General features: G+C 42.6%; 14 protein-coding genes and 1 pseudogene. 8 read left to right on the top strand and 7 right to left on the bottom strand.

What is annotated here, in order from left to right; all coding sequences use genetic code 11:
- Positions 1 to 205 precede the first annotated feature (205 nt).
- From JWG39_RS04195 to JWG39_RS04180, 4 genes are all read left to right on the top strand, one after another.
- A complete protein-coding gene (locus tag JWG39_RS04195) occupies positions 206 to 1063 on the top strand; it encodes a CvfB family protein (protein WP_205218107.1) in 858 nt (285 codons plus the stop codon).
- A 264-nt stretch (positions 1064 to 1327) separates the two neighbouring features.
- Positions 1328 to 1837, top strand: coding sequence for a helix-turn-helix domain-containing protein (locus JWG39_RS04190; protein ID WP_205218106.1), 510 nt, complete (start codon positions 1328 to 1330; stop codon positions 1835 to 1837).
- A complete protein-coding gene (locus JWG39_RS04185; RefSeq protein WP_205218105.1) occupies positions 1834 to 2397 on the top strand; it encodes an IS630 family transposase in 564 nt (187 codons plus the stop codon). The genes JWG39_RS04190 and JWG39_RS04185 overlap by 4 nt, the downstream gene beginning before the upstream one ends.
- A gap of 510 nt (positions 2398 to 2907) precedes the next feature.
- Positions 2908 to 3882 (top strand): DUF4238 domain-containing protein, encoded by a 975-nt coding sequence (locus JWG39_RS04180; protein WP_205218104.1) that lies wholly within the window; start codon positions 2908 to 2910, stop codon positions 3880 to 3882.
- A 33-nt stretch (positions 3883 to 3915) separates the two neighbouring features.
- On the opposite strand, the pseudogene JWG39_RS17350 reads toward JWG39_RS04180, so the two are convergent.
- Positions 3916 to 4134, bottom strand: a pseudogene (locus JWG39_RS17350) (hypothetical protein); the annotation flags it as partial.
- Between the two features lie 431 nt (positions 4135 to 4565).
- Here JWG39_RS17350 and JWG39_RS04175 point away from each other — a divergent pair.
- The 4 genes from JWG39_RS04175 to JWG39_RS04160 all read left to right on the top strand — a co-directional run bounded on the left by JWG39_RS04175 (position 4566) and on the right by JWG39_RS04160 (position 6652).
- A complete protein-coding gene (locus JWG39_RS04175; protein ID WP_240191978.1) occupies positions 4566 to 4760 on the top strand; it encodes a hypothetical protein in 195 nt (64 codons plus the stop codon).
- Positions 4761 to 4806: 46 nt separating this feature from the next.
- Entirely contained in the window at positions 4807 to 5118 is a 312-nt protein-coding gene (locus JWG39_RS04170) for a hypothetical protein (RefSeq protein WP_205218103.1), read from the top strand.
- A 50-nt stretch (positions 5119 to 5168) separates the two neighbouring features.
- A complete protein-coding gene (locus JWG39_RS04165; protein WP_205218102.1) occupies positions 5169 to 6191 on the top strand; it encodes a GmrSD restriction endonuclease domain-containing protein in 1023 nt (340 codons plus the stop codon).
- A 203-nt stretch (positions 6192 to 6394) separates the two neighbouring features.
- A complete protein-coding gene (locus JWG39_RS04160; protein ID WP_338032175.1) occupies positions 6395 to 6652 on the top strand; it encodes a HEPN domain-containing protein in 258 nt (85 codons plus the stop codon).
- Between the two features lie 204 nt (positions 6653 to 6856).
- Here the strand turns inward: JWG39_RS04160 and JWG39_RS04155 are convergent, their stop codons facing one another.
- From JWG39_RS04155 to JWG39_RS04130, 6 genes are all read right to left on the bottom strand, one after another.
- Entirely contained in the window at positions 6857 to 7795 is a 939-nt protein-coding gene (locus JWG39_RS04155) for a DUF169 domain-containing protein (RefSeq protein ID WP_205218100.1), read from the bottom strand.
- Positions 7796 to 8023: 228 nt separating this feature from the next.
- Positions 8024 to 9661 carry an ABC transporter substrate-binding protein gene (locus JWG39_RS04150; protein WP_205218099.1) on the bottom strand — a complete coding sequence of 546 codons (1638 nt, stop codon included), beginning with the start codon at positions 9659 to 9661 and terminating at the stop codon, positions 8024 to 8026.
- 85 nt (positions 9662 to 9746) lie between these two features.
- Positions 9747 to 10685: an ATP-binding cassette domain-containing protein gene (locus tag JWG39_RS04145; RefSeq protein ID WP_240191977.1), complete on the bottom strand. Its 939-nt coding sequence runs from the start codon at positions 10683 to 10685 to the stop codon at positions 9747 to 9749.
- Complete coding sequence (locus tag JWG39_RS04140) at positions 10667 to 11632, bottom strand: ABC transporter ATP-binding protein (protein ID WP_205218098.1); 966 nt, start codon at positions 11630 to 11632, stop codon at positions 10667 to 10669. Before JWG39_RS04140 ends, JWG39_RS04145 begins: the two co-directional genes overlap by 19 nt.
- Before the next feature lie 55 nt (positions 11633 to 11687).
- The gene (locus tag JWG39_RS16440) at positions 11688 to 12524 is read right to left on the bottom strand and encodes an ABC transporter permease subunit (protein WP_205218097.1); all 837 of its coding nucleotides are present in this window, start codon (positions 12522 to 12524) and stop codon (positions 11688 to 11690) included.
- Positions 12524 to 13477 (bottom strand): ABC transporter permease, encoded by a 954-nt coding sequence (locus tag JWG39_RS04130; RefSeq protein WP_205218096.1) that lies wholly within the window; start codon positions 13475 to 13477, stop codon positions 12524 to 12526. Before JWG39_RS04130 ends, JWG39_RS16440 begins: the two co-directional genes overlap by 1 nt.
- Positions 13478 to 13640 lie beyond the last annotated feature (163 nt).

The raw sequence follows: 13640 nt of genomic DNA, 5'->3' as shown, positions 1-13640 counted from the left end.
GTTAATAAAAATGTAAATGGTATTAATGGTGATACCTGTAAAATTTCATCACCACTGGTGAAAAATCGACACAACAGTGATTACGCAATGGTGTTGTAGAGACAAGGCATGCCTTGTCTACACGGTGACGGTAAACGTAACGAGAACGGTGGAATGGCTCCAGCGGAATGCAATAGAAATTTAATGTAAGTTGAGAGAAGATAACATGATACAGACAGGCAAAATAAACAGGCTTTCGATCAAAGAAATACAGTCAGAGGGAATTCAGCTTGATGGTGGCGAATTAGGGGATATTCTCTTAATGGACCGTTATTCTTCCCAAAAGTATAATGCAGGTGATGAAATTGATGTCTTTGTTTATGTAGACAGGCAACAGCGCCTGTTGGCAACGACACAAAAACCTTATGCACTCGTTGGTGAAGTCGCCAGGTTGAGAGTGGTGGATGCGACAGAGGCCGGAGCCTTTTTGCAATGGGGCCTTGATGACGATTTGTTCGTGCCCAAAAGCGAACAACAGGAAGATATGAAGGAAGGGAAATCCTATGTTGTATTTGTCTTCCTGAGTGAAAGAAGCAATCGCATTACAGGCTCATCAAAGATCGAAAAATACCTTAATAAAAAACCTCATAAATACGAAGAGGGTGACGAGGTTAATATTATCATCTATGCCAAATCAGAGCTGGGATATAGTGCGGTTGTTAACAATTTACATACAGGCATAATCTACGAGAATGAAATATTTCAAAAAATTGAAATAGGTCGCCGTCAGAAGGGATACATAAAAAAGATACGTGAAGATTCCAAAATCGACTTGCGACTTCAACAAACAGGTTACAGTGGAGTTGATGATGTTTGTCGGACCATTCTCAAAAAGATAAACAAGTCCGGTGGTATGGTTCCCGTCACCGATAAAAGTCGGCCTGAAGATATCTACGACGTGTTTGGGGTAAGTAAAAAGGTTTTTAAAAAAGCAATTGGTGCCCTCTATAAAAAACAGCTTATCATTCTGGGCCCTGATGGAATAAAATTGAGTGCAAAAAAGGTCCATGATGAATTTTCCTGAATTCGAGTGACATGACAGAGACAATAGGGTCGGACCGTGGTAACTAACCGTTTTATTGTTAAAGTAAGCTAGAAAATTCCAGCTTTTTTGTTCTTAGAAGCCCCTTTTCCCCCCGGGCGCACTTCCATTTTTCCGGCTACCATGAGTCTGTTACTCATAAACATAAAAAGCAACAATATCAGCCCAGAAGAGAGATTATTGTGAAAAATACCACAAAATAAGCAAGTTATACCATTTCCATTTTGTATTGACCAAGAATAACAAATGTATTATACATTTCTTATGACAACAATAAAATACAACCTACAGGATTACGATTTTGTAGGCCTCTCCCACAGAGAAACGAAACCAAGGACTCGTATTCGTCTTTTGATTCTTGCTCATTTAAAAGACGGAAAAACACAAGAACAAACAGCCAAGTCTTTGAAAACAAGTCCTTCCACTGTGAAGCTTACTTATAAAAGATTTAAAAAATATGGCATCTCTGGATTAAATGACTTACCTAAAACAGGAGCAAATTTTAAGCTTCCAAAAGATCAACATGAAGAATTTAAAAAGTACATACTTGAAAGACAAAAACAACGTGAAGGTGGTCGCCTGACAGGCTACGAAATTCGAGATATTATTAAGGATAAATGGAACGTTAATTATAGTTTAGCTGGAGTATATCGACTCCTTCATTACCTTGAGTTGTCATGGATCAGCAGCCGCTCCAAACATCCCAAGCAAGACGAAGAGGCTCAGGAAAACTTTAAAAAAAAATTGTTGAGTTGATCAGTGAAGCTTTGCCTGCCAGTGTTGATCTTTCCACTGTCGATATTTGGTTTCAAGATGAGACTCGAGTGGGGCAGCAAGGCGATATTACCAGGGTTTGGGCTCCAACAGGAAGTCGCCCTCGAGCTATTCGCCAACAACAATTCAAACATGCTTATATTTTTGGTGCCGTGTGTCCAAGTCGAGATCAAGCCGTAGGATTAGTTCTTCCTTGTGCTAATATGGCAGCGATGAAGCTCCATCTGGAAGAAATTTCAAAAAATGTACCTGAAGGTCACCACGCGTTGTTAATAGTAGATGGCGCTGGATGGCATCAGGAATATTTAAACCTTGATAATGTAACTCTGTTAAAGTTGCCTCCTTACTCACCAGAATTAAATCCAGTAGAACAAATTTGGCAATGGCTGAAACAAAAATGGTTATCTAATCGAGTCTATGATTCTTATGAACACATAGTCGATGCCTCTTGTGACGCATGGAATAAAATGGTAGCAATTCCCGGAATTATTAATAGCATCTGTAGCCGGGATTGGGTCTCCTTAAATAGGGTTAGAACTTAGTAGGAATGGTATTAGATCAATTAAGAGGCACGCCATTCCCATTTTCCGGGCAGGCTAAACCTAGCAAAATTGAGGGTTTTAGCTAATTTATGTCTGAAAATTTCATCTGGTTGAGGCGTAATGAGAGTTCATCTTAAAAATCATACTGGAATGATTTGCTGTATAACTATTTGATTTTTTGTTTATTTAGTGAGTTTTAGCGGACATCTCTTATTGACCGGGAAAATGGGAATGCGCCCTTCCCCCCTAAAAAGGACCTTCTAAGGAATTAGAGACCGTATTGAAGGAGGCTTCAGCTTCTTACAATACACTTTTTGAGGGTAAAAAGAGTACTCTAAGGCTCGATAATAGCTATTTTATTGACTTAAATGGCAGTAATGCAGACTGATAGTTTGGTCCGATTCCCGTAGATGTCGTTATCTCAGGTGTGGAGTTTGATGTCCTACTCGACCCAGAAATGAAGAAATAATCAGTCAAGTAACTACGATAAGATAGAGAGTGCCATATTTTATGGAAAAGCATAAGCAGATTAAAAGAAATCATCATTATGTTTGGAGTTATTATCTGAAGAGCTGGGCGACAGGTAATAATATTTTCTATATATCAAAGACAGGAAAAATCGCGTGTGATAGCGTCAAAGGGCTTGCAAAAGAAACAGACTTCTACAAGATAAGTACGCTGAATCAAAAGGATATAGAGTTTATAAAGAGAATTTTGGTGAAATCGCCACAGTTTCTTCAAGAAATTCATATGTCATACCTAGATGATTTTATAAAGCTATCAAATTTTTCGGGTTTTATTTCTAAGGTAAAGAATGCTCCAGAGGAGCTTTTGTCTGTTCAGAAGGCAATGGAACACAATAGTTTAGAGAATTTGCATTCTTTTATTGAAGGCACTGCAGTTGAAGTAATCTCAAAGTTGGCACAAGGCGATTCGGAATGCCTAAAGTCAAAAAATAATATGATGGCATTTTGTTCATATGTCGGCCATCAAATGTCGAGAATAAAATCTTTTAAAGAAAAGTCGATAGGGGCTGTTAGAGTGAATCCAGATATTGGTGTTGAACACAAAGAACTCAAAGAACTTTTAGCTCTCTTTGAAAAAAATTGGTGGTTTTTGAGCTTCATGTTTGGCACAAGTATCGGGTATAGTTTATACGAGTCAAAAGATAGGGATAATCATATATTCATTACTAATAATACTGGCCACCCATTCATAACCAGTGATCATCCTGTCATTAATGTACATTCCTCTTTGGCGTTGATTCCAGAGAGAAAGGAGCCGGAAAGTGCTGATTTCTATATCCCTCTATCGCCTAAATACGCATATATGATTAATAACTCAGAAGATTATAATCACTTGGCGTACTCAATTGGACTGGATGACGTTAAAAAATTAAACAAAAAAATAATTAATAAATCATATCGTACTGTATTTGGAAGCTCTGAAGCAGTACTAAAAATTCATAACAAACGCGTCAATTAGGACGCTCGCAATATCGCGTCTATTATGCGGGCGTTATACATCACAAAAAAAAGGAGAAGAGAAGCGGAATTCAAGTAATAAGTGCAGGCGTTTGCCAGTGAATACTTCCAGCGGGGTTAGCCCTTTTAAGACCTTTCTCGGTGGCAAATCCAACAACAGAACTCCGTTGTCTCTTTCCTCTTGAGAAAGAGTCGGCATATTAAATTTTTTTGGCCAGAATCTTCTGAATCTGCCATTGGTATTTTCATTTGTTCAGCTATTCCCGGTCCGAGCTAAAAAACGGCCTGAAATTGATTTTCGTACCATCAGCCGTGAATTCAGCACAAAACCAAACAGTATAATGTGGTTTTTGAGCAACAATATGCAAATCGGGTGGGAACCAGCCGTATTTATAACGTCTTTTTGACACACTAATCCATTTGCCCCTGTCGATATTTTTCGAGCAGGGATCTCAATTTTTATATCAGTCCGATTATACTGTCAGTATTGCAGTGGAACCGGATTGTACACCAACAGGGAACGATATAAATCCTCCATATTCTCGATGTAAAAATCCCAAAATTTACTGCGTACATGTTCCCGGGCGCATTCCCATTTTCCCGGTTTAAGAAAAGCTTACTTGTGATGTCTAAAAATGGTATCTTCATCAAGTACAACTCATTTATAAACCAGAGAGGATGGTCATGGGAATGAAAAAGGCTGGCGATTGTGAAACAGTTGAAGAGGTTTATGTTTGCTTGAAAGAACTTGACGAAGACAAACGGAGACTAAGAAGCCCAGAGGACGTAGAAGCGGTGGAATTGGAAATTCTGAGTTATACAAACCAATTGGCAGCTTTGTTATTAAAAAAAATTTCAGATAAATCTGGATTGTTCTGAATGTCAGATCCAGGAAAAAGAACTGCTTAATCATTTGCCAGGACGAATGAAAAGCGAAGGATTTGAGACCGTTCGGGTTCAAACGAGAAGCGGTGTCACCATCAAGGTTCATGCCAGATATTATCGACAAGCTTGTCATCGACGCAATGACAAAAGGCATAAGGGGATGTATACAGGCCTGATATTGCTTGGGATTCAGCGGCGGGGCAGCGCTGCTGATGACTGGTATTCCCTTCACACGCCTAAGTATCAACCGGATCTTACCGCTACCAAACAACTTCCAATTCTTTTTTGGATTAATGAATTTTATAATCTGAAGGATTGGGAAGTAAAAACAGGGGGATGGGAGCGGGTATAGATGAAATTTTGAATGATTTTCAAGAACGAGAAAAATAGGGAGATGACAAAGTGACAGATTCAAATAATAAAAATAAAAAGAAGATTACGTATGAGATCTCGAATTATCCTTCCGATATGTCGCTGGCTGAATACTATCGTAAATGGGAAAAGGGTGATCTAATCATTCCAGACTTTCAAAGACAGTTTGTTTGGAATAAGAGTGATGCAAGTAAGTTGATTGAATCCTTTCTTTTGGGATTACCAGTTCCCGGGGTCTTTCTTTATAAAAGAAGGGAAGATAATAAATTTTTGGTTGTTGATGGTCAGCAAAGAATACTGAGTGCAATATTTTTTTTGAAAGGATTTTTCAAAGAAAAAATATTTCGGCTGAGTAATGTTGAAAAACCATGGGATAATAGTTCTTTTGAAGACTTAACAGATGCAGATAAAAGAGCATTAGAAGATTCTATTTTGCGTGCAACTATTATTCAACAGCTTGATCCTGCAGATGATACGAGCATTTATCATATTTTTGAACGTTTAAACACTGGTGGTAAAAAATTAAATCCAATGGAAGTTCGCAGGTGTGTATATTCAGGAATTTTTGCAAACAAACTTGAGGAATTAAATAAAAATAGTAACTGGAGAAAAATATTTGGAAAAGAAAAAATGGATTTACGGTTTAAAGATGTTGAACTTGTTTTAAGAATTCTTGCTCTTGCTGCACGAAAAGAAGAGTATGAAAAGCCTATGAAATCTTTTTTAACTGAGTTTATGAAGGATAATTCCAGAACTATTGCTGACGATGTACAGCCATTAATAAATGCTTTTGAAAAAGTATGTGCCTTTGTCTTTGAACATTTGGGAGACAAGCCTTTTCATCTCAAGGGACGGCTTAATTATGCGGCAATAGATTGCATCATGGCTGTAATTCTTAGGACTGAATTTGAAAGTATTCCCGATGATTTTAAAGAAAGATTTGAAATTTTAAAATATAATGAAAACTTTAAAGAAAATGTTTACGAAAGTACGAGCGATACAAAATCGGTAGAAGGGCGTTTTGTCAAGGCCGAGGAAATTCTTATTGGGTGAGGGATCCGTTATGCATTTTGCAAGAACGAAGACCGTGCTAGATGATGCCCAAAAGCTTATCTCGAATAACAATCTCGAAGGCAGTCCCATAGAATCTTATCTAGCGCAATATGCTCTCATTTGTCTGTGTGCAGAGTTACAACAGTCTGTATATGATGAGTTGGAGATATCTGTTGAAACTATTGAATCTAAAGAAATAAAAAATTTTAAGATCTTTTGAAAAAAAGTCTCTTGTAGGGTTTATGGCTCAATTCGGCGATGAGATGAAAAATAAATTCAATGAAAAATTGAAGGGTTTTGAGCCTGAAGTAACACTTTTTGGAGATATTGTTAAAGCAAGGCATAAAGTCGCACATTCTGGGGGTGTTCACAAAAGTTTCAAAGAGGTTTCCAAGGGTATCAATGCTGCAGAAATAATTATCAAGGCCATGAAAGAAACACTTCATGAAAACTTGTTATAACTCGTATTTACTTCGTCGAACATCTTGCGCCGTATTTATTACAACCAAGCTATCCTTGCTTGCGCTAAATACGGCGTAAGGTCAACACCAACATTATGTTTAATAATCGGAATTTACTCAATGGAATTTAAGCAAAAGTAAAATGGTTAAAAAAATATCTAAGGAGGCGGGCTGATTGTCGTTAAGAGATAACCACCGTGTTGCTTACAAACTGCTGTCGCCTTTTTTGCGAAGATCCAAAACGTGATGGTCGTATTCCAGCAATCCCTTGCCGTAGTTGTACTGCGTATCTATTTCGAGACCCAGGCTGTTTCTCTTTCCCGACGTACCCGTATGATCCGGTTTGTCATTGGTTCTACCCTCCTGGGCGGGGCCTTGCGGGTCCGCCTTGTCCGCAGCACTGTTTTCTTCATCATCAGGTCTGTCGGTATGCTTCAGGGTTTCTATGATTCTCTTTTTTTCCGTGACAAGTTGAACCGCATTGAGTGTCTCAATGATGCCATCGGCAAGGGGGTCGAACATATTGATCGGCAGGGCAACAGCAATCTCCCCTTTGTCGTATTTTCCGCACCGCCTTGTGCCGTTGCACATCAGTGAGATATTGATATCGTTTGTATGAAAAACCTTTGATGTCATGTCGGAACACATGGCCTGGTTGCCATAAAAGCTGAGATGTTGTGGTGCTCCGTATTTGTAGGCGTATCCCTGCATTATTCGCATGATAGTCTGCGCATAATCCACCATGATAACAAGATCGGCGTGTTCCATCTCTTCAAGAGGGCCGAGTTCAACACCGTAAATATCCTGATCAATGTACATCATTGCATCAGCAATATTTTTCCCAATCGTCCGACTTTCAGAAAGTCCGCAATAGTCAAAGCTTCTGCCTTCGCGCATGGAAATATCCGGTTTCTCCAGACCAAGGGCTGCACGGGCATATTCGCAGGTTACGAGATTCTTATCTGCCTTGAAATGTTTGCCGTCCAGTGCCTGTCGGACTTGATAGCAGTAAGACCCTTTTTGTGATCCAGGACTGGCTTTGCAGTTGTTATAGTCTTCCTGAAAGTCGAGAAAATGCACCCCTGCAATTCTGTGTTGCAGGCCGAGTGCTGTTGTCATTTTCCATACATTGGTATTCTTCATGGGTAACACCCTGGATTGAGTTGTTCTGTTGTTCTTGTGTAATACTTTTACATTTTTTACTGACCAGAGAAGGCAACTGCGTTGACATCTTTTGGGGCGATTACGAATGGCTAAACAGGATGTAAAATTGATCTCATTGTAAAAACGTCCGTTGTGCTGAAGACGCCCAAATTGGGCGTCTCTACAAAGACCTTTTACTTTTTCCTGTCTCCCTTCCCCCTGCTGGTCTTATCTGGCTGAACTGTCTACCCACGTGTTCCAGAAAAAAGGCTGTCCATAAGCCTTAAAGCCTTGTACCCGCTCGCTAATGCCATAAAGACGGACATCATTGAAGCTCTTTATATACGGGACTTCTTCCCAGAATTTAGCATAAAATTCTTTGACAATTTCATACCGTGCCTGCTGATCTGTCTCGACTGCCATCCTCTCGAACAGTGCGTCCATTTCGTGGGATGCCTTATCGTTCCAGCCGGTAATCCACCCGTTGGTACCTGTCCACGGCTGGAAGTTCTGGGGATCGGGGGTCATATCGCTCCATCTGCTGACCCGGATATGCCATTTGCCCGTTGTCTCGTAATCAAAAGCGGTTGCCTCGTCATAGAGGTCAACGGAGACATTGAGTCCAATGGCTTGAAGCTCGTTTTGCAGAACAAGTGCCGCGTTACTTTCATACATGTTTGATTTGTCGCCAACGATGCTGATTGTTTCTCCGTTATATCCAGACTCCTCTACCAGTTTTTTTGCTCTGGCCACATCGTGCACATTGTACATGTCTTTGCCAGCCTCAGGGTCATGCCAGATATTCCCTTTTTTGAACCAGCTGCCGTCTTCAACACTCCAGAATTTTTTATCGCCAATTTGCGCCTGGGCCAGCGCTGCATTATCAATGGCGCAGGTTACGGCCTGCCGCATACGTTTGTTGTCAAAGGGTGGTTTTGCACAATTGAAGGCGATAACACTGATGGTACCATCATTGCAGATGACCGGCTTGATTCCGGGATATTCGGAGAGCGTGGTGTACTGGTCTGTAGAGACCTCGTCTATGAAATCGTACTGGCCGCTTTGCAGCCCGGCCACACGCACGCTTTCTTCCGGAACAAAATCCATGGTGATTTTGTCGAGATAGGGAATCCTCTCGCCGGTAAGGCCGGAAATTTTTCCCTGCGCAGGTGTATAGTTGTCATTTTTTACAAGGACTGCCTTCTGACTGGCGACGTATTCCTCAATACTATACGGACCGGTTCCGATATATTCGGTAATGATATTATCCCCGAATGTGTCGAGAATTTTCTTTTCCCGCACATACATCCTCTGGCCGGAGACCTGAGACGCCATGATGCTGAGAATAGGCGCATAGATCTGGTTGAGGGTAATCCTTATTTCATAATCATTTATGATATCGACGCTTTCGACTTTATCTTTGACAATGTGGCCTGCCTGATTCTTGCGCAGCCAGCGGTCAATGGAGGCTTTTACATCTTCAGCCTTCATTTCATGGCCGTCTGAGAATTTTACGCCTTTTCTGAGTTTGATATCATACTGTTTCGCATCACTGGAAAGAGTGCAGGACTCGGCGAGATACGGCTGGGCCTGGCCGTTTCCGTCTGTTTCAAAGAGTCCCTCATACACGTGATTCATGACCTGGGTGGCTTCCCACTGTGTACCAAAATCTGTATCAAGATTGTCAGGGGCCTTTTGCAGGGCAATAGTAATTTCTCCACCGGATTGTGGTTCGCTGGAGACAACAGGAGCCTGCTCTGCTGCCTGATTTGATTTTTCGGGCTGTTCAGCGTTGCTCTTGCAACCGGCAACAACAAAGGCCGCAACGAGCAGAATAAACAGCAGGGTGGATTTTCGTTTTCTCATGGGTTCTCCTTTTTGTCATGAGATGAGGGTAAATATGCGGGTATCTTGAAACATCCTGTATTTCGTTCAGATGCAAGGTTCCATGCTACTGATCTGCAAGCAAATAATGTGTCGGGCTTACTTCTACCTTTTGGTTCGAGTGTTCTTTTCCCTGACGAAGCACCTTCTGACAGGTCTCCGTATCTTTTTGAATATGTGCTGCAGCGAACGCGTCTGCATTTTTCAGTGTGGGTAATGATGCAAATAAAAGTCTCGTATAGCTGTGCTGCGGATTCTTAAATATTTCGTCGCGCGTACCCTCCTCAACAATTCTCCCGTTGTACATCACGCCGATCCTGTCGCTCATATAGCGGACAACCGACAGATCATGCGAAATAAACAGATAAGAAAACCCATACTCTTTCTGAAGTTTCTGTAAGAGACACAGAATTTGGGCCTGAACGAGCAGATCAAGTGCCGAGACCGGCTCATCACAGATGATCAGCTTTGGATGTGTGGCAATGGCTCTGGCAATACAGATCCTTTGTCGCTGTCCGCCTGAAAATTCATGGGGATATTTATCCAGATTCTCCTTTCCCAGGCCGACGCTCTGCAGCAATCTCTCCGCTTCCGCCCGGATATGAGAAGGTTTTTCGGCCCTGCTTACAATGGCCTCTGCCAGAAGTGTGCTGATTTTCATCCTTGGATTCAGAGAACCGTAAGGATTCTGAAAAATAATCTGAATAGTGTGCCGCTTTTTGCGTAATTGCCGTTTTGTCAGCCCGCTTATGGGAATGCCTTCAAAAAGGATTTGCCCTTTGTCGACATCCAGCAGACGGAGAATCATCCGCCCGGTTGTTGTCTTGCCACAGCCGGATTCGCCGACAAGGGCATAGGTCTCACCTTTATGTATATTGAAGGAGACACGGTCTACCGCCTTGATTACAGAATTTTTCGAAACAAAACTTTTACAGATATTTTTTATTTCGAGTAAAAGAGGGGGCTTTGGGTGTGAATTTTGTTCTCTCATCTGCAGTTCCAACATCTTACAGTTCCTTTTCCACGTTCTTTCTGTACCAGCGGGGGGTGTTCTGCATGGCATCTTTGTGTACTGAGATCACATCGCGGGGCAAATCTGCATCCTGTACGGTTTTCTCCCGGTCGGGGGACATTGCCCCTGACAAGGGTCAGTTCGTCGGCACCGTCATAGAGTTCTTCAGCCGAGCGTATCAGCTTTTTCGTATAGGGATGGGAAGACTGCTTTATGATATTGTCCCTCGTATTCTGCTCAACAATTTCTCCACCGTACATAACCGTTATGTTTTCGGATAAGGACGCAATGACACCCATATCATGGGAGATGATGAGAAGCGCCATCTGATTTGTACGGATCAGGTTTTTGAGGATTCCCAGGATCTGTGCCTGTATTGTGACATCAAGGGCCGTTGTGGGCTCGTCCGCGATCAGAAGTTGAGGGTCACAGGATATTGCGATGGCGATGGCCACTCTCTGGCACATACCGCCTGAAAGTTCGTGGGGATATGATTTGAGTGTTTTTTCAGGATCTTTGATGCCCACATCCTCCATAAGCCTTATACAGCGCTGATGAATATCTGGTTTACTCAGGCCAAGATGCAATCTGATGGGTGCGGAAAGTTGCTGTTTAATTGTAAAAACTGGATTGAGAGACGTCATGGGTTCCTGAAATATCATGCCGATTTCTTTTCCGCATATTTTTCGCAATCTGCTCTCTGAAAGTTCACTCAGACAGATATTTCCCCAGTATATGTGCCCCTTGTCGATATGTATGTTGGGTTCTGTCAGCTTCAGGATGCTCATTGCGGTAATGCTCTTTCCACATCCTGATTCCCCGATAATCCCCATGGTTTCGCCGTTGCGGACAGTAAAGGAAACTTCACTGACAATTTGAGTTGTGCGTTTTTTGTCTGTTGCCACAACACTCAGGTTTTCTATTCTCAAAAGGTCTTGCATCTCAATCTCTGTTGTTTTGTCCGCATTCTGGGGGAATATCATGTTTTTTTGGAAATCAGCTGGCACGCCTGCGCCTGGGGTCCAGCATTTCTCTCAACCCGTCGCCCAGGAGATCCAGTGAAAGGACTATCCATGAAATCACCAGTCCCGGGAAAGTGATGATCCAGGGAGCTGTACTGATATAGTTTCGGCCATCGCTGACCATTCCCCCCAGGCTCGGCGTGGGAATTTGTATCCCGACTCCGAGGAAACTCAGGATTGATTCATTCAAAATGGCCATGGCAAAGGTGTAGGTGATCTGTACGATCAGCGGAGATGCAATATTGGGGAGTATATAGCGAAAGATGATGTAGGTATTTGATTTACCGAGGACTTCAGCTGATTCAACATATTCGGTTGCGAGAACTTCAGCAGTTGCATTCCGTACAACCCGGGCGATCATCGGAAAATACGAAATGGACAGGGCAATGATGATATTCCTCATGCCTGCTCCCAGAATCCCGGCAAGCACGATGGCGAGGATAATCGTGGGGAAGGCCATGATGCCGTCGACGATGCGCATGATGACTTTTGAGGTGATGGGGTAATAGGCGGCACTCACACCCGCAATGGTACCCGTAATCCCGCTTATAAGGGCGACGACAACGCCAATTATCAAGGATATTTTGATGCCGTAGATAACTCGAATAAAAACATCCCGCCCCACATCGTCAGTCCCCATCCAGTGAACACTGCCCGGAGCCGTCAGCCGCATGGCCGGCGCTGTGAGCAGGGGATCAAAGGCGGAGACGAGAGGGCCAATGGTGCTGAACATGAAAACGATGGTCAAAAGCGCGATACCCGTGAGAATATATGCGTTTGTTTTTTCCCTTATCTTAAGAAGAGTATGCACTATTCGATTTCATGTTTGATTTTGGGATTGACGTATGCGCACAGAATGTCCGTAAGCATATTTATTATGATGAAAATGACTGTGACAAATATCAGAGTGCCCTGAATAACAGGATAATCTCTGTTGAGTATTGAGGTGATTGTAAGATTCCCGAGACCTGGGATATTGAATATTTGTTCTATGACCACGGCTCCGGCAAGCATACTGGCAAAACTGTAGCCAATAACGACGATGATTGAGGCCAGAGAATTTTTCAGCGCATAATAATAGAGTATCTTTCCTTCGCTGATGCCAGCTGCCCGAGCCGTCAGCAGGTAATCCTGACGCATTATTTCAAGGGTTGAGACCTTGGTCATACGCGCAATCTGACCGCAATACATGATGCCCAGAATCAGCCCGGGAAGCAGCAAATCGTAAAGCGCCTTCGAGAGGCCGTATTTGGCGATAACATGATAGCCCGCAACAGGAAACAGATGAATTTTGACCGCGAGAAGCTGGATCATGAGGATTGCGGTCCAGAAAGCCGGGACAGAAATCGAAACAAGGGCGGGCAGGGTGAACAGATTCTCAGTCCATTTCCCGTGATGCTGGACGGAAAGGATGCCAAGGGGGATGCCCACCATAACGCTGATCAGGGTTCCGAGAATTCCCAGAAGAAATGTGGGCTCTACGCGTTGTAAAATCAGTGAAAATGCGGGTTCTCCCAGGGAGATGGAGGTTCCGAAATCACAATGGAGGAGGTTTTTCAGCCAGACTGTGAATTGTATGACCAGCGGCTGATCAAGGCCCAGGCTTTTCGTCATGCTGGCGACCTGCTCAGCGGGTGCCCGATCTCCGAGCAGGGTCCTGACCGGATCGCCCGGCATGATATGTATGACGAAAAAGGAGAAGATGATGACCATTACAAGTAATGGTAACGAATGAATCACGCGCTTTACAATGTATGTTCCCAAAAAAACCCCGCTTCAAATAAACCAGAAAGAATTCGAAACGACTCTATATAGCACGCCCCACAGGGGGTAACAAATCGATTTTTTGGATATAAAGTATAGCTACTTATCGATAAAAACTATCGATAAGAAAATGACATGCTGTCAGCTCTTCCTGGTTTTTTTG

The sequence above is a fragment of the Desulforhopalus vacuolatus genome, assembly GCF_016918505.1.
Lineage (GTDB): Bacteria > Desulfobacterota > Desulfobulbia > Desulfobulbales > Desulfocapsaceae > Desulforhopalus > Desulforhopalus vacuolatus.
The sequence above is the reverse complement of the archived record's forward strand: the minus strand, read 5'-3'. Positions and strand labels throughout refer to the sequence as shown.

Excerpts from the sequence above, each read along its gene's own strand:
- JWG39_RS04195 (WP_205218107.1), top strand. The coding sequence starts at position 206 with ATGATACAGACAGGCAAAATAAACAGGCTTTCGATCAAAGAAATACAG.
- JWG39_RS04190 (WP_205218106.1), top strand. The coding sequence starts at position 1,328 with ATGTATTATACATTTCTTATGACAACAATAAAATACAACCTACAGGAT.
- JWG39_RS04180 (WP_205218104.1), top strand. The coding sequence starts at position 2,908 with ATGGAAAAGCATAAGCAGATTAAAAGAAATCATCATTATGTTTGGAGT.
- JWG39_RS04175 (WP_240191978.1), top strand. The coding sequence starts at position 4,566 with ATGGGAATGAAAAAGGCTGGCGATTGTGAAACAGTTGAAGAGGTTTAT.
- JWG39_RS04170 (WP_205218103.1), top strand. The coding sequence starts at position 4,807 with ATGAAAAGCGAAGGATTTGAGACCGTTCGGGTTCAAACGAGAAGCGGT.
- JWG39_RS04155 (WP_205218100.1), bottom strand. The coding sequence starts at position 7,795 with ATGAAGAATACCAATGTATGGAAAATGACAACAGCACTCGGCCTGCAA.
- JWG39_RS04150 (WP_205218099.1), bottom strand. The coding sequence starts at position 9,661 with ATGAGAAAACGAAAATCCACCCTGCTGTTTATTCTGCTCGTTGCGGCC.
- JWG39_RS04145 (WP_240191977.1), bottom strand. The coding sequence starts at position 10,685 with ATGTTGGAACTGCAGATGAGAGAACAAAATTCACACCCAAAGCCCCCT.
- JWG39_RS04140 (WP_205218098.1), bottom strand. The coding sequence starts at position 11,632 with ATGCAAGACCTTTTGAGAATAGAAAACCTGAGTGTTGTGGCAACAGAC.